The sequence below is a fragment of the Pseudomonas sp. B6002 genome (genome assembly GCF_013385985.1).
GTDB lineage: Bacteria > Pseudomonadota > Gammaproteobacteria > Pseudomonadales > Pseudomonadaceae > Aquipseudomonas.
Window position 1 is genome coordinate 157,580 of record NZ_JACAOY010000004.1, and the last position, 15,108, is coordinate 172,687.

Sequence of the window (15,108 nt, forward strand, 5' to 3'; positions counted from 1 at the left end):
CCGAGTGTTGGGGCAAGAGCCCTTTTGGTTACTTTTGGCTGGGCCGGCATTCCGGGCTCTTTTCCAAAAGTGACCCGCCGTAAGGGCGGAACCATAAGCCGCCGTTACCCAAAAAACGGATATGTACTCAATCAAAAACAGCGTGCCCGCATAAAATCCCCCCACCGTCGCACCAGGTAGTTGTGCTCATCCATCACCGAATTCCACACCGCAATATGCCCCATGCGCTGCTCATAAGAACCCCCATCACGCACGTCGCCAATGTCGATCAACGGCAATCCATCGCTACCCAACAACTCCTCCCGCGCAGGCAATCCGGCATACCAGTAATCCCATTCGGCACTGCTGAGGTGGTCACGGCTGCGCGCCGGGTTACCGATGTAATACCCCTGGCGCGCCATCACCGCACCCGGCCAACCCGACAGCCACCAATTGAGGTAGGCATACGCCGCATCCAACACCGCCCCCTGCGCATGGCGTGACAACGACAACCCGCCGAACCACGCGCGATAACCTTCACGCGGCACCGCCAAGCGATACTTCACCCCCGCGCGATGCAGGCGCATCAAGGTCGGCGACCACAGGCTCTGAATATCGATGGTCGGGCTGAGCATCAATTGCGCCGCCTCTTCGTCATCCGACCAGAACGCCGCAAAGTGCCCTTCCCTCTGCTTGCGCACCAGTATGTCGGCGAGCACGTCGATCTCTTCGATGCTCATGTTGCCGATGTCCTTGAACTGCGCCAGCCCCGCGCCCTGTACCGCCAGCGCCGCGTCCAGGGCACCGATGGCCGCGTCGCTTTGCAATGCGGTACGCGCGCTCCAGGCCGGGTCCAGCAACCACCCCCAACTTTCGTTGCCATGGCAAAAACCCTCGGGCAAGCGCTCGGGGCGGTAGGCGAAACTGTCGGCGTTGTGAGTCAGGGGCAACATGCTGATGCGCTCGGTCACCGTGCTGCCAAGGCTGCCGTCGTGCTGCACGAACAGGCGCTCGCTCGGGACGCTGCCACTGCCCAGGCGATCATCGGCCGACAGCCGCCCGCGCTTGGGCAGGTCGTTGATCTCATGCCACAGCGCGATACGCCGCGTGTCGATCGGCTGGATCGCCCGCGCCGGCCACACGAAGTCGACGTTGTGAAACCACTGATCGTAAAGGTCGTAGCTGTCGGGTTGCATCACCGCGATGCGCTGGGCCTGTTCCACATCGTGCACCTGATACACCAGGCGAATGCCCAGGTCTTGTTCGGCCCGCACGCGCAGGCATTCGAGCAGGGTCACCGAGGTGCCGAGGACGCGTAAGGTGATCATGCTGCAAACCGCCGCGAGAACACCTCGAAGGAGCGGCGCAACAGCGCCGGGTCCAGGCCGCGCAGGATAAACACCAGGCGCGACTGGCGGTCGCTGCCCGGCCACGCGGGCAGGTGGACCGGGGCATGCAGGCAGTGCTGCACGCCATGAATGACGATGGGGGCCGAGCTTGCGTTCACGTTGAGCAGTCCTTTGACGCGAAGGATTCGTTCGCCATGGCATCTTAACAGCATCGACAGCCACACCCCGAAGCCGACCCAGTCCAGTGGCTGATCGAAGGTCAGACAGCACACTTGTGCTGCGCCGTGGGTGGCAGTGGTGGGTTGATGCAGTTGCCAGCGGCCAACCTCGACGGCCGGCTCGGCGCTTCGCAAGCCTTCGCCGAGCAGCAGTTGATCGCCGCTGTGGATAGCGTGGGTATCGAGGATCGGCGTACCCGCGTTGAGTGCCTGCAGATGCGCACGCAACGGGGCGCAGTCGCCGGCCACATCAGTCTTGCTCAGCAACAGGCGATCGGCGGCGGCGACCTGGGCCAGCCACTCCGGGTGCAGGCGCTCTTGCAAGGTGGCGTGGCTGGCGTCGACCAGTGTGATCACCAGGCCGATGTGGAAACGCCCGCGCAACTGCACATCGTTGTTCAGGGTGGCAAGGATCGGCGCCGGGTCGGCCAGGCCGGTGGTCTCCAGGATCACCCGCTTGAACGCCGGGATTTCACCGCGCTCACGCCGTTGCAACAGGCCGAGCAGTGCGTCTTTCAACTCGCCACGGATTGAACAGCATACGCAGCCGCTGGGCAGCAGCACGGTGTCCGGCGCCACCTCTTCCACCAGCAGGTGATCGATGCCGACGTCGCCGAATTCGTTGATCAGCAGCGCGGTGTCGCCCAGGCTCTCGCCTTGCAGCAGGCGCTTGAGCAAGGTGGTCTTGCCGCTGCCGAGGAAACCGGTGATTACATTCAGAGCAATGCTCATATTCCAACCTCATGACGCGTCCCCTTGTAGGAGCCCGGCTTGTCGAATCGTCGCACCGCGGCGATGGCGTATTCAGAATCGCCATCGCCGGCAAGCCGGGCTCCTACAGGTCAGGGTGTTTCAGCAAGCACGTTTAGGTGATCGAGCAGTTTGGGATCAAGGGGATCCAGCGGCCGCCCAAGCATGACCTCGGCCGCCTGCCAGAGTTGATCCAAACCGCTGGCCAATGCCTGTTTGCCGGTGGCACCCAACAACAGGTAGGAGGCGCCCTGGAAGTCCTCGACCTTGAGCCGGAACACCGCCAGCACTTGGTTGATCGCCGCGATCCGGCGCAGGCGCTCGCGGCGCCTTGGCAGTTCATCGCCCAGGGGGTCGCTCCAGTGCAGGTCTTCGCCGAGCAATCCGCAGAGTCCGCACATGGCTAAACCTCGCTCATGGCATGACGTCGCCGGAGTTCGGGCCCAGGGTCTGGCCGACGAACAGATTGCCGCCGGGCTCGCTGGCGAGCAGCACGGCGGTGGGCGCCACTTCATCAGCCAGACCGAAGCGGCCCAGGGGCAGTTCCTTGGCCTTGGCGCGCTTCCAATCGTCGCTGATCCCGCCCACCAGCGGCGTTTCAATCGGGCCAGGGGCGATGGCATTGACCAGCACGTTGTCCTTGGCCACTTCCAGGGCCAGGGATTTGGTGAAGCCAATCACGCCCGCCTTGGCCGCCGCGTAATGGGTAAGTTCGGCACCGCCCTTGATGCCCAGTTGCGACGCCACGTTGATGATGCGTCCCCAGCGCTGCGCCAGCATGTGCGGCAAGGCGCGCTGGCTGGCGACGAACACACTGGTGAGGTCGACGCGCAGCATGTCGTTCCACATCTCGATGGACAGGTCGACACAGCGCGCCTGAGTGAGCATGCCCGCGTTGTTGACCAGAATGTCGATGCCACCGAAGTGTTCGACGCAGCGGTCCACACTGGCCTGGGCGCCTTCGACGGTGCCGACGTCTGCCAGGCACTCGACCACCTCGGCGCCGAGGTTGCGGCAAGTGATCGCGGTTTCGGCGAGGCTCGCGGCATTGCGGTCGGCCAGCAGCAGGCGTGCGCCTTCGGCGGCATAGGCACGGGCGATGGCGGCACCGATGCCGCTGGCGGCGCCGGTGATCACAGCGCGTCGGTTAATGAGTTGGTTCATACAAAAATCTCCTCAGACAAAACACCGATCCATTGTGGGAGCTGGCTTGCCTGCGATGGCGGTGGGTCAGCAGCACATGTATTCACTGAACCACCGCCATCGCAGGCAAGCCAGCTCCCACATTTGGATCTATGTACATCCGTTAGTCTGGCCAGCGCACTGTGAGACCACCGTCGATCACGATGCTCTGGCCCGTGAGGTAGCTCGACGCTTCACTGGTCAAGAACTGCACCAGCGACGCCACTTCATCCGCCCGCCCGACCCGGCCCAGGGGAATCGCCCGCGCAGCCTTGGCCAGCCCTTCCGGCCCCAGCGAGTTCTGCGCATCCAGCGACTGCGGCGTCTCGATCAACCCGGGAATCACCGCGTTGCAGCGAATCCCCAGCGGCGCCAACTCCACCGCCAGCGAACGGCACAACCCCGGCACACCGGCCTTGGCCGCCGCGTAGTGGCTGTGCTCCTGCCAGCCGTACACGCCGCCGGCAATCGACGAGATCGCCACCAGCGCGCCGCCCTCACGCATATGCCGCGTCGCCGTGCGGAAGGTGCGCATCACCCCCGTCAGGTCGACATTGAGCATCTCGTCCCACAGTGCATCGCTCATCTCCAGCAACGGTGCGCGGCGCAACAAACCAGCGTTGGCCACCGCGTAATCCAGGCGGCCGAAATGCTGCACGGCTTGCTCGGCCAGCGCATCCACCGAGGCGCTGTTGCCCACGTCCAGGGGCAGCATCAGGCACTCACCGCCCACCGCTTCTACCAGGCCCACGGTGGTGTGCGGGTCGTGAGGGTCGGCCGGGTAATACCCGCCGACCACCGCTACGCCCTTTTGCGCATAGGCAACGGCGAGGGCTTGGCCAATGCCGCTGGCGGCACCGGTAATCAAGGCAACTTTACGACTCATCATTCACTCCTTACTGAACGGTTTCCGGACGCACATGGCGAGCGGCGAACATCAAGGCGCCGGACAGGAAGCACGGCAGTGCACCGAACCACAACGCGGCGGTCTGCCAGTCGCTGCCGGCCGACAGCACCTGGGTGGCGCCAAAGCCTGCGACCACCGCGCCGATCGGGCCCATGGCATGGATGATCGCGCCACCGGTGGCGCGGATGCTGGTGGGGAAACTTTCACTGATGAAGAACAGCGCCGCCGAATACGGACCGATCAGGAAGAACAGGCCCAGGCTGTACAGCCCGACCACCATCGCCATGTTGCTCGGGCCGAACAGCATGCCGGCGAACGACAGCCCGCCGAGCATCCAGCCCAGGCCGATCACGTTGCGACGGCCGATCTTGTCGCCCATCCAGCCATGACTGAGGTAACCGCAGTAACCCACCAGGTTCGACAGCACGAGGATGATCAGTGAGTTCTCGAACGAGATGTGGTGAACGCTGACGATCACCGAGGTGCCCAGCACGCTGAACACCTGAATCGCCGCCCAGTTGAGCAGCAGCGCTGCGCCGATCACCAGCGTGGCGCGACGGGCCGGTCCACGGAACGCAGCCTTGAGACCGGCCTTGCTGTGTTCGTCATAGTCGACGCCGTAGGTCACCGCGACGTTTTGCGCTTCTTTCACCGCGCCGCTTTTACGCAGCTCGCTGATGCGCTGGTGGATCTGGAACTGCGGGCTCTCCTTGAGCTTGCGCGCCATGATCGCAATCACGATGGCGGGGATCGCGGCGAAGATGAAGCAGCCCTGCCAGCCGATGATCGGCAGCAACAACGCAGTCAAACCGGCAGCGATCAACGCCCCTACCGGCCAGCCGCCCTGCACCAGGCTGTAGATAAAGCCACGGCGCTTGGTCAGGCGCGGGTCTTCCGAGGCGCCATACAACTCACTCAAATACGTGGCGTTGACGGTTTCCTCGGCATAACCCAGGCCACCCAACGAACGGATCAGAATCAGCGGTGACTTGCCCCACGCGCCGCCAATCGCCGTCAGCGCAGAGCACAGCGCAGAACCGGCCACGGTGAAGATGATGCCTTTGCGCCGGCCCAACTTATCCACAACCGGGCCAATGGCAAAGGCGACCACCGCCGTGCCCACGGCGACCCAGGTCGCGATTTGCGCTTGCTCCACTTCACCCCAGCCAAAGTGGCGGCCGATCTCCGGCAGCAGGGTGCCAAACAGGATGAAGTCATACACCGCAAACACCCAGGCGAAGAACGCGATCCAGGTGGCGAAGCGCACTTCCTGGGACGTCAGTTGCCGGGGTTTCCAGCCGGTCAGGTCAAGCTTGTTGTAGATAGACATGGGTTGCGCCTCAGGGATGGGAGCATTGGGGGCCAATTACGCAAACCACCTGTAGGAGCCGGCTTGCCGGCGATGGCGCCCTTGAAATTCACGCAGGTCTCAAGGGCCTCATCGCCGGCAAGCCGGCTCCTACAAGGTGGGCGACATCAGGTACGGGGTTGGCGGCGGATAAAGTCGTCGGCGATTTCGTCGAAGGTGACGAAGCGCACGCCGGCATGGCTCTGGATGTGTTCGATCAGTCGCTCCAGCATCAGCAGCACTTGCGGGCGGCCGGACACGTCCGGGTGAATGGTCATGGTGAACACCGCGTGTTCATGCTCGCGGTAAACCCAGTCGAACTGGTCGCGCCACATTTCTTCGAGGTGACGCGGGTTGACGAAGCCGTGACTGTTGGGGGCTTTCTTGATGAACATCATTGGCGGCAGGTCATCGAGGTACCAGTTGGCCGGGATCTCCACCAGGTCGGTTTCTTCGCCACGCACCAGGGGTTTCATCCAGGTGTCGGGGTGCTGGCTGTAGTCGATCTTGGTCCAGCTGTCGCCCTTGCGCACGTAGTAGGGATGGAAGTCGTTGTGCATCAGGCTGTGGTCGTACTTGATGCCTTTTTTCAGCAGCAGCTCGTTGGTGACCTTGCTGAATTCCCACCACGGCGCCACGTAACCGGTGGGGCGTTTGCCAGTGACCTGGGTGATCAGCTCGATGGATTTATCCAGGACGATCTCTTCCTGTTCGGCCGTCATGGCGATGGGGTTTTCGTGGCTGTAGCCATGCACACCAATTTCGTGGCCGGCGTCGGCCACGGCCTTCATCTGCTCGGGGAAGGTTTCCATCGAGTGGCCGGGGATAAACCAGGTGGTGCGCAGGCCGTAGCGTTCGAACAATTTGAGCAGGCGTGGCGCGCCGACTTCACCGGCGAACAGGCCGCGGGAGATGTCGTCCGGCGAGTCTTCGCCGCCGTAGGAACCGAGCCAGCCGGCGACGGCGTCAACGTCGACGCCGAATGCACAGAGAATGTCTTTAGCCATGGTGTGTCTCCTTAAACGTTGAGTACGGATTCGACGGACAACGCAGCGCGCAACAGGCGAGCGTCCTCCCCCGTCGGGGCACTGAGCAGCAGCCCGGTGGGCAGGCCCCCGGCATCGCGGCCGCTGGGCAAGGTCACGCCGGGCATGTCGAGCAAACTGCCCGGCATGGTCAGGCGCAGGGTGGCGAGGTTGGTGGTGACGAAGAGGTCGTCGTCGGCTTCCAGCGGCGCGAGGGGCGGCGCCACGTGGGCGACGGTTGGGGTGATGAGCACGGCGCCGTCGAGGTCATCGATCAGTTGTTGTTGCAGGCGCTGGCGCGCGTCCATCAGGTGCAGCAGTTGGCTGGCGGGCAGCGCACGCGCGGCTTCGAGGCGACGGCGCACGCGAGGGTCGAGCTGTTCGGCGTCGGCGCTGTCGAGCAAGGCTTCATGCAGGGCAAAGGCTTCGAAGGAACCTAGCCAGCCTTGGTTTTTGATCAGCGCCAGGGTGGCCTGGAAGGTGGCCGACGGGCGCACTTCTACCAGGGCGCCGTGGGCTCGCAATTGATCAATGGCACGCAGCAGGTTGTTGCGCACGGCCGGCTCGATGTCTTCCAGGGCGCCTTGTTCAAGCACAAAACGCTGGCCCTTGAGGCTGCGCGCGCTGTGGGTGTGGGCACGGCCGTGAAGCAGGTCGTCGATGGCCAAGGCATCGCGCACGCTACGGGTCAGCGGGCCGAGGCTGTCGAGGGTGTGGGCCAGGGGAAACACGCCGTCGCGGCTGTAACGTCTACTGCTGCTGCGATAGCCGACCAGGCCATTGAGCGCGGCGGGAATGCGGATTGAGCCTGCCGTGTCGGTGCCCATGGCGATCGGTACGATCCCGGCTGCCACGGCAACCGCCGATCCCGAGGAAGAGCCACCGGGAATACGCGGTTGGTCGTTCCCGTGGGGATTGTGTGGCGTGCCGAAATGCGGGTTCAGGCCCAGGCCGGAATACGCCAGTTCGCTGAGGTTGGTCTTGCCCACGCTGACCATCCCGGCGCGGCACAACAGGCCCACCGTGGGCGCATCCAGCAAGGCCTGGGGCGCATGCCGACGGTAGGCGGCGCCGGCCGTGGTGACGCTGCCGGCCATGTCGAACAGATCTTTCCAGGCCAGCGGCACACCGTCGAACACACTCAACGGCTGGCCGGCACGCCAGCGGGCGGCGGCGGCCTCGGCTTCACGGCGGGCGCGCTCGGCGGTCAGGGAAATAAACACGCCTGGGCAGCGGCTCGCTTGATCGAGCGCCTGTTCGAGGGCCTGCACCGGGTCGCTGCGACCGCTGGCAAAAGCCTCGGCCATGGAAGTGGCGTCTGACATCAAGATGACCCTCACAAAACGTACATATTAATAAAATGTACATTTTACAAAGGCAGCTTTCGTGCCAGTCTCTGTTGAGTAGTTTTTGCGCAGCGCTGGTTTTTCACCCATAGCTACGGGATAGAAGGCTTCAGGCCTGACAAAAAAATCTTGCCTAAACGCCGCGAAGCGCTCTCAATGAAATAATGTATCTTTTATTAATAAGTACATTTTGGTGCAGAAAAGTAACATCCCCCTCGGCAAGGCCCCAAATAGGTGCCACTGACGTGGCGCAGAGTGACAGGCACGACTTATGAGAGAATCCCCGGCCACCGTCCTACATGCCCCAGAGAAACCGATGAAAGCAGTGTCCACCTCGGCCTCCCGTTACGCGATGATTCACCAGGTTCTGCGTGACGCGATCGTCAATGGCACTGCCCGCCACGGCCTGGTGTTGCTGGAAGCGCCCCTGGCCGAGCTGTTCGGCACCAGCCGCGTGCCGGTGCGCAGGGCCCTGGATTTGCTGCATGACGAAGGCCTGATCTGCCGTTTCAATGGCCGGGGTTATCTGATCAACCCAGAAGGCCTGGCCATGGAGCCGCTGCGCCTGCCATTGAGCCATGCCCACCTGGGCCTGGATGGCGAGCAGGACTTGGTGGACACGCGGCCACTGGGCGAGCGCATCGTCGAGGAGATCGGCGCGGCGCTGTCCACCTGCATCGCCTTCGGGCATTACCGCCTGGATGAACAAGCCGCCGCCGACCACTACGGGGTCAGCCGCGCGGTGGTGCGTGAGGCGTTGATGCGTTTGCGCGACCGCGGCCTGGTAGAGAAAGAGCCCTACTCCCAATGGCTGGCCGGGCCGTTGACCGCGCGGGAAGTCACCGAAGACTACGAACTGCGCGCCTGCCTGGAACCCGAAGCGTTGCGCCAGAGCGCCCCAAACCTCGAGCGCGAACTGCTCGAAGCCATGTTGCAGCGCGTGCTCGACGCCCAGGACAGCCCCCACTGCAGCCTGGAAGCCATCGAGCAGATCGAAGAAGACCTGCACCAACGCTGCCTGGCCGGCCTGCAAAACCGCAAGATTGCCGCGCTGATCCGCCAGGGCCAGAGCCCGATGATCATCAGCCGGATTTTCTACCGTTTGCTGGGGATCGGCGCCGATCCGGCGATGTTGGCCGAACATCGCTTGATTCTGGAGTTGCTGCTGCATGGGGCATTTGATGCGGCGGCGTTGAACCTGCGTGAGCATTTGCAGCGGGCCAGGCAGCGGATGTTGCAGCGGTTGAAGGTGTTGTCGGTGTTGCCCGAGCAGCCGCTCCCCAGCTACCTGCACAAAATCAGCTGACCCCACACCGTTGCCAATGTGGGAGCTGGCTTGCCTGCGATAGCGGTTCACCCGTTACATCCTCAGCAACTGACACAACGCAATCGCGGGCAAGCCAGCTCCCACAGGGGCCGCGGTGCGTTGGTCAATATCATGCAATTTGTTGCTAACTGCTCAACGCCATTGAAACCACCGCTGCGCCGCCCCATCTAACCTCCATACTTCCTTATGCAGGTGCCCCATGAGCGACCAGCAAGCCTTCCCTGATTACGACCTGAACGACTACGCCGACCCCGAAAACGCTGAAACCCCTTCGTCGAACACCGGCCTGGCGCTGCCTGGGCAGAACCTGCCCGACAAGGTCTACATCATCCCGATCCACAATCGTCCGTTCTTCCCGGCCCAAGTGCTGCCGGTGATCGTCAATGAAGAGCCGTGGGCCGAAACCCTGGAGCTGGTGAGCAAGTCCGACCACCATTCCCTGGCCCTGTTCTTCATGGAGACGCCGCCAGAAGACCCGCGCCATTTCGACACCTCCGCCCTGCCGCTGTACGGCACGCTGGTGAAGGTGCATCACGCCAGCCGCGAGAACGGCAAGCTGCAATTCGTCGCCCAGGGCCTGACCCGGGTGCGCATCAAGACCTGGCTCAAGCACCACCGCCCGCCGTACCTGGTGGAAGTCGAATACCCGCACCAGCCCTCCGAGCCGACCGATGAGGTCAAGGCCTACGGCATGGCGCTGATCAATGCGATCAAGGAACTGCTGCCCCTCAACCCGCTGTACAGCGAAGAGTTGAAGAACTACCTCAACCGCTTCAGCCCCAACGACCCGTCGCCACTCACCGATTTCGCCGCCGCGCTGACCTCGGCCACCGGTAACGAGTTGCAGGAAGTGCTGGACTGCGTGCCCATGCTCAAGCGCATGGAAAAAGTGCTGCCGATGCTGCGCAAGGAAGTCGAGGTTGCGCGCCTGCAAAAAGAAATCTCCGCCGAGGTGAACCGCAAGATCGGCGAACACCAGCGCGAGTTCTTCCTCAAGGAACAGCTCAAGGTCATCCAGCAGGAGCTGGGCCTGACCAAGGACGACCGCAGCGCAGACGTCGAGCAGTTCGAGCAGCGCCTGGTGGGCAAAGTGCTGCCGACCCAGGCGCAAAAGCGCATCAACGAAGAGATGAACAAGCTGTCGATCCTGGAAACGGGCTCGCCGGAATACGCCGTGACGCGCAATTACCTGGACTGGGCGACCTCGGTGCCGTGGGGCGTGTATGGCGAGGACAAGCTCGACCTGAAACACGCGCGCAAGGTGCTGGATAAACACCACGCGGGCCTGGACGACATCAAGAGTCGCATCCTCGAATTCCTTGCGGTGGGCGCCTACAAAGGTGAGGTCGCCGGTTCCATCGTGCTGCTGGTCGGCCCGCCCGGTGTGGGCAAAACCAGCGTGGGCAAGTCCATCGCCGAATCCCTGGGGCGGCCGTTCTATCGCTTCAGTGTCGGTGGCATGCGCGACGAGGCCGAGATCAAGGGCCATCGCCGCACCTACATCGGCGCCCTGCCGGGCAAGCTGGTGCAGGCGCTGAAGGATGTGGAGGTGATGAACCCGGTGATCATGCTCGACGAGATCGACAAGATGGGCCAGAGCTTCCAGGGCGACCCGGCGTCGGCACTGCTGGAAACCCTGGATCCGGAGCAGAACGTCGAATTCCTCGACCACTACCTGGACCTGCGCCTGGACCTGTCCAAGGTGCTGTTCGTGTGCACCGCCAACACCCTGGACTCCATCCCCGGCCCGTTGCTGGACCGTATGGAAGTGATTCGCCTGTCGGGCTATATCACTGAAGAAAAAGTCGCCATCGCCAAGCGTCACCTGTGGCCAAAACAGCTGGAAAAAGCCGGTGTGGCAAAGAACAGCCTGACCATCAGCGACGGCGCCCTGCGCGCATTGATCGACGGTTATGCACGGGAAGCCGGGGTGCGGCAGCTGGAGAAACAGCTGGGCAAGCTGGTGCGCAAGGCGGTAGTCAAGCTGCTGGATGAGCCGGACTCGGTGATCAAGATCGGCAACAAGGACCTGGAAAGCTCACTGGGCATGCCGGTGTTCCGCAATGAGCAGGTCTTGTCTGGCACCGGCGTGATCACCGGGCTGGCCTGGACCAGCATGGGCGGCGCCACCCTGCCGATCGAGGCCACGCGTATTCACACACTCAACCGGGGCTTCAAGCTCACCGGGCAATTGGGTGAAGTTATGAAGGAGTCCGCCGAGATTGCCTACAGCTACATCAGCTCGAACCTGAAGTCGTTTGGCGGTGATCCGAAGTTTTTCGACGAAGCCTTTGTGCACCTGCACGTGCCGGAAGGTGCCACGCCCAAAGACGGCCCGAGCGCGGGCGTGACCATGGCCAGTGCGCTGCTGTCGCTGGCGCGCAACCAGCCGCCGAAAAAAGGCGTGGCCATGACCGGTGAGCTGACATTGACCGGGCATGTGCTGCCGATTGGTGGGGTGCGTGAGAAGGTGATTGCGGCGCGGCGTCAGAAGATTCATGAGCTGATCTTGCCGGAGCCGAACCGTGGCAGCTTTGAAGAGTTGCCGGAGTACTTGAAAGAAGGCATGACGGTGCACTTTGCCAAGCGGTTTGCGGATGTGGCGAAGGTGCTCTTCTGATAGTTATGTAGTGCCTGGTCTGGCCTCATCGCGGGCAAGCCCGGCTCCCACAGAGATCGGTGTTGTTGATGACAAATCGGTCAAATGTCGGAGCGGGCTTGCCCGCGATGGCGTTCGTCGCCACAACACAAATCCCTCTTGTCACACCTTGTCTCATCTTCGGTTATGCTCGCCGTTCGTCGTGAATGAACGGAGCCCCCATGACCGCTGCCCGCCTGCTTCTCCCCCTGAGCCTTGCCCTGCTGGCTGCGTGCGCCAGTGCGCCGAAACATAACGTCACAGTGGAAGGCCAGAGCGCCTGCCCCTTGCAGCTTAAAAACGGGCAAAACCTGATCCTCACCCTGCCCAGCAACCCCACCACCGGCTACCGCTGGGCCATCCAGGACTCCGCCGGCGGCGTGCTGCGCGCCCTTAGCCCCGAGGTCTACAGCAGCTCGGAATCCGGCGTGGTCGGCGGTGGCGGGCAATCCACCTGGCGCTTCCAGGCGTTTGCCACCGGCCAGGGCCGTTTGCGCCTGACCTCCCAACAACCTTGGGAGCCGGAAGCCGAACCTGCCGAAACCTTTGACTGCGCCATCACGGTGAACTGATATGCCTTGGTTGATTCTTGCGTTGATGGGCGCCGGTACGTTTATCTACGGCCTGACCACCCATGCGACCTTGCTGTGCCTGCTGGTCAAACCGCTGCCGGTACTGGCACTGCTCGGTTGGCTGCACGACGCACCGCCCACTGACTATCGACGCTGGATCAGCCTCGGGCTGATTTTTTCCCTGGTGGGCGATGTATTGCTCGCTTGGCCGGGCGACCTGTTTATCTTTGGCCTGGGTGCCTTCCTGTTCGCGCATTTAGCGTACCTCAAGGCCTATTTCAGTGATTGCCGCCGCCTGGCGCTGCTGCCGCTGGTACTGGCGCTGGTTGTAGGGGCTGTGCTGTTGAGCATTCTGGTTTCCCACGGCCTGGGTGATTTGCTGATCCCTGTGGTGGTTTACGCCACCGTGATCACCGCCATGCTCTGGCGTGCGCTGGCTCGGTTGGGCAGCGCTGTGCCAAAGCGCTCGGCGGCCTTGGCGGCAGCGGGCGCGGCGTCGTTTGTGTTTTCGGACACGCTGATTGGGATCAACCGGTTTGTGGTGGCGTTCGAGGCGGCGCCGTATTTGCTGATCATCACTTACTGGCTCGGCCAGTGGGGTATCACGGCCTCTGCTTTCCATCAGACAACCCGCGCACACGAGGGCCAAGTTGGCTAAAATGCCGGCCTTTCCCCATCAATGCCGGAACAACCGTGAGCAAAGAACCCGATCGCCTATTCGCCCAGCCCCTGCCCCAGGTGCCGGACTTCGCCTTTAACGAGGACGTGGTGCGGGTGTTCCCGGACATGATCAAGCGCTCGGTGCCGGGTTACCCGACCATCGTCGAAAACCTGGGTGTACTCGCGGCGCAATTTGCCCAACCCAACAGCGTGCTGTACGACTTGGGTTCGTCCTTGGGCGCGGTAACCCAGGCGCTGCGCCGTCATGTGCGCACAGACGGCTGCCGGGTAATCGCGGTGGATAACTCGGCGGCGATGGTCGAGCGTTGCCGCGAATACCTCAATGGCCAGGACTCGATGTTCCAGGAGCTGTTGCCGGTCGAGGTGATCGAGGGCGATATCCTCGCGCTGCAGTTCCAACCAGCCTCGGTGGTGGCGCTGAACTTCACCCTGCAATTCATTGCCCCCGATGCGCGCCTGGCGTTGCTCTCGCGCATTCGTCAGTCGCTGTTGCCGGGCGGTGCGCTGATTCTGTCGGAGAAGCTGCGCTTCAACGACGCCGATGAGCACGCCTTGCTCACCGACCTGCATATCGCGTTCAAACGCGCCAACGGCTACAGCGAACTGGAAATCGCCCAGAAGCGCAGCGCCATCGAAAATGTCATGAAGCCCGACAGCCTCGAAGAACACCGCGAACGCCTGCTGGCGGCCGGGTTCTCGAAAGTCGTGCCGTGGTTCCAGTGTCTTAACTTTGCCTCGTTGATTGCCTTGCCATGATTGATCTGTCCCCCCTCGCCCGCCATTTGGTCGGCACTCCCCTGGCCGTGTGGGCCCAGGGCCTGCAAGCGCAACTCGATAGCAAGATGGAGAAGGGTCATGGCGACCTGGAGCGCTGGCAGAGTGCGCTGGATGCGTTGCCGAACATCCAGCCCAGCGAGGTGGATTTGCTGGGTGGCCTGACCCTCGACACCGACTGCGACGACGATACCCGTGCACAAATGCGCACCGCATTGATGGGCCTGAGCCCGTGGCGCAAGGGCCCGTTCAACCTGTTCGGCGTGCACGTGGACACCGAATGGCGCTCGGACTGGAAGTGGTCGCGGGTGGCGCCGCACTTGAACCTCAAGGGCAAGCGCATCCTCGATGTGGGCTGCGGCAACGGTTACTACATGTGGCGCATGCTCGGTGCCGGCGCCGATAGCGTGATTGGTGTGGATCCCAACTGGCTGTTCTTCTGCCAGTTCCAGGCGGTGCAGCGTTACCTGTCGCAACCCAAGGCCTGGCACCTGCCGTTCCCGTTTGAAGACTTGCCAGCCAACCTGGAAGGCTTCGACACGGTATTTTCCATGGGCGTGTTCTACCACCGCCGTTCGCCCATCGAGCATTTGCTGGCGCTGAAGGACACCCTGGTCAAGGGCGGCGAACTGGTGCTGGAAACCCTGGTGGTGGAAGGCGATCAGCAGCAGGTGCTGGTGCCGGAAGACCGTTATGCGCAGATGCGCAACGTGTGGTTCCTGCCGTCGGTGCCGGCGCTGATGCTGTGGCTGCGCCGTGCGGGCTTCAGTGATGTGCGTTGCGTGGATGTGAGCGTCACCACCGTCGAGGAACAGCGCGGGACGGAGTGGATGAAGTACCAGTCGCTGAGTGACTTCCTCGATCCGGAGGATCACAGCAAAACCATCGAAGGGCTGCCGGCGCCGATGCGGGCGGTGGTCATCGCCAGGAAATAACCCCACTCCATCTGAATAAATGGAGATCACCTGTGAGAGCTGGCTTGCCTGCGATGGCATCACCTGGGTTTGCCTGA

General features: G+C 62.8%; 14 protein-coding genes. 6 read left to right on the forward strand and 8 right to left on the reverse strand.

Annotated features, from left to right (window positions below; translation table 11 throughout):
- Positions 1–131: 131 nt before the first annotated feature.
- From HX792_RS04230 to HX792_RS04265, 8 genes are all read right to left on the reverse strand, one after another.
- Positions 132–1,307 (reverse strand): PotD/PotF family extracellular solute-binding protein, encoded by a 1,176-nt coding sequence (locus tag HX792_RS04230; RefSeq protein ID WP_176994913.1) that lies wholly within the window; start codon positions 1,305–1,307, stop codon positions 132–134.
- Positions 1,304–2,278, reverse strand: a complete 975-nt coding sequence (locus HX792_RS04235; RefSeq protein WP_176994914.1) for a GTP-binding protein — start codon at positions 2,276–2,278, stop codon at positions 1,304–1,306. Before HX792_RS04235 ends, HX792_RS04230 begins: the two co-directional genes overlap by 4 nt.
- Before the next feature lie 110 nt (positions 2,279–2,388).
- Positions 2,389–2,697, reverse strand: a complete 309-nt coding sequence (locus HX792_RS04240) for a hypothetical protein (RefSeq protein ID WP_176994915.1) — start codon at positions 2,695–2,697, stop codon at positions 2,389–2,391.
- A 13-nt stretch (positions 2,698–2,710) separates the two neighbouring features.
- Positions 2,711–3,460, reverse strand: coding sequence for an SDR family NAD(P)-dependent oxidoreductase (locus HX792_RS04245; protein WP_176994916.1), 750 nt, complete (start codon positions 3,458–3,460; stop codon positions 2,711–2,713).
- Between the two features lie 142 nt (positions 3,461–3,602).
- Positions 3,603–4,364, reverse strand: coding sequence for an SDR family NAD(P)-dependent oxidoreductase (locus tag HX792_RS04250; protein WP_176994917.1), 762 nt, complete (start codon positions 4,362–4,364; stop codon positions 3,603–3,605).
- Positions 4,365–4,374: 10 nt separating this feature from the next.
- On the reverse strand, positions 4,375–5,715 hold the full coding sequence (locus tag HX792_RS04255) for an MFS transporter (protein WP_176994918.1): 1,341 nt from the start codon (positions 5,713–5,715) through the stop codon (positions 4,375–4,377).
- 146 nt (positions 5,716–5,861) lie between these two features.
- Entirely contained in the window at positions 5,862–6,740 is an 879-nt protein-coding gene (locus HX792_RS04260) for a polysaccharide deacetylase (RefSeq protein WP_010212857.1), read from the reverse strand.
- A gap of 11 nt (positions 6,741–6,751) precedes the next feature.
- Positions 6,752–8,083, reverse strand: coding sequence for an amidase (locus tag HX792_RS04265; protein ID WP_176994919.1), 1,332 nt, complete (start codon positions 8,081–8,083; stop codon positions 6,752–6,754).
- 337 nt (positions 8,084–8,420) lie between these two features.
- Between HX792_RS04265 and HX792_RS04270 the strand changes: the two genes are divergently transcribed.
- The 6 genes from HX792_RS04270 to cmoB all read left to right on the forward strand — a co-directional run bounded on the left by HX792_RS04270 (position 8,421) and on the right by cmoB (position 15,031).
- Positions 8,421–9,410: a GntR family transcriptional regulator gene (locus HX792_RS04270; protein WP_176994920.1), complete on the forward strand. Its 990-nt coding sequence runs from the start codon at positions 8,421–8,423 to the stop codon at positions 9,408–9,410.
- Between the two features lie 220 nt (positions 9,411–9,630).
- The gene (gene lon, locus HX792_RS04275) at positions 9,631–12,051 is read left to right on the forward strand and encodes an endopeptidase La (RefSeq protein ID WP_176994921.1); all 2,421 of its coding nucleotides are present in this window, start codon (positions 9,631–9,633) and stop codon (positions 12,049–12,051) included.
- Positions 12,052–12,251: 200 nt separating this feature from the next.
- A complete protein-coding gene (locus HX792_RS04280) occupies positions 12,252–12,641 on the forward strand; it encodes a protease inhibitor I42 family protein (protein WP_176994922.1) in 390 nt (129 codons plus the stop codon).
- A 1-nt stretch (position 12,642) separates the two neighbouring features.
- Entirely contained in the window at positions 12,643–13,299 is a 657-nt protein-coding gene (locus HX792_RS04285) for a lysoplasmalogenase (protein WP_176994923.1), read from the forward strand.
- Positions 13,300–13,334: 35 nt separating this feature from the next.
- Complete coding sequence (gene cmoA, locus HX792_RS04290; protein ID WP_176994924.1) at positions 13,335–14,078, forward strand: carboxy-S-adenosyl-L-methionine synthase CmoA; 744 nt, start codon at positions 13,335–13,337, stop codon at positions 14,076–14,078.
- Positions 14,075–15,031 carry a tRNA 5-methoxyuridine(34)/uridine 5-oxyacetic acid(34) synthase CmoB gene (gene cmoB, locus HX792_RS04295; RefSeq protein ID WP_176994925.1) on the forward strand — a complete coding sequence of 319 codons (957 nt, stop codon included), beginning with the start codon at positions 14,075–14,077 and terminating at the stop codon, positions 15,029–15,031. Before cmoA ends, cmoB begins: the two co-directional genes overlap by 4 nt.
- Positions 15,032–15,108: the final 77 nt, after the last annotated feature.

Excerpts from the sequence above, each read along its gene's own strand:
- HX792_RS04245 (WP_176994916.1), bottom strand. The coding sequence starts at position 3,460 with ATGAACCAACTCATTAACCGACGCGCTGTGATCACCGGCGCCGCCAGC.
- HX792_RS04240 (WP_176994915.1), bottom strand. The coding sequence starts at position 2,697 with ATGTGCGGACTCTGCGGATTGCTCGGCGAAGACCTGCACTGGAGCGAC.
- HX792_RS04285 (WP_176994923.1), top strand. The coding sequence starts at position 12,643 with ATGCCTTGGTTGATTCTTGCGTTGATGGGCGCCGGTACGTTTATCTAC.
- HX792_RS04265 (WP_176994919.1), bottom strand. The coding sequence starts at position 8,083 with ATGTCAGACGCCACTTCCATGGCCGAGGCTTTTGCCAGCGGTCGCAGC.
- HX792_RS04255 (WP_176994918.1), bottom strand. The coding sequence starts at position 5,715 with ATGTCTATCTACAACAAGCTTGACCTGACCGGCTGGAAACCCCGGCAA.
- HX792_RS04235 (WP_176994914.1), bottom strand. The coding sequence starts at position 2,278 with ATGAGCATTGCTCTGAATGTAATCACCGGTTTCCTCGGCAGCGGCAAG.
- HX792_RS04230 (WP_176994913.1), bottom strand. The coding sequence starts at position 1,307 with ATGATCACCTTACGCGTCCTCGGCACCTCGGTGACCCTGCTCGAATGC.
- HX792_RS04280 (WP_176994922.1), top strand. The coding sequence starts at position 12,252 with ATGACCGCTGCCCGCCTGCTTCTCCCCCTGAGCCTTGCCCTGCTGGCT.
- HX792_RS04250 (WP_176994917.1), bottom strand. The coding sequence starts at position 4,364 with ATGAGTCGTAAAGTTGCCTTGATTACCGGTGCCGCCAGCGGCATTGGC.
- lon (WP_176994921.1), top strand. The coding sequence starts at position 9,631 with ATGAGCGACCAGCAAGCCTTCCCTGATTACGACCTGAACGACTACGCC.
- HX792_RS04260 (WP_010212857.1), bottom strand. The coding sequence starts at position 6,740 with ATGGCTAAAGACATTCTCTGTGCATTCGGCGTCGACGTTGACGCCGTC.
- HX792_RS04270 (WP_176994920.1), top strand. The coding sequence starts at position 8,421 with ATGAAAGCAGTGTCCACCTCGGCCTCCCGTTACGCGATGATTCACCAG.
- cmoB (WP_176994925.1), top strand. The coding sequence starts at position 14,075 with ATGATTGATCTGTCCCCCCTCGCCCGCCATTTGGTCGGCACTCCCCTG.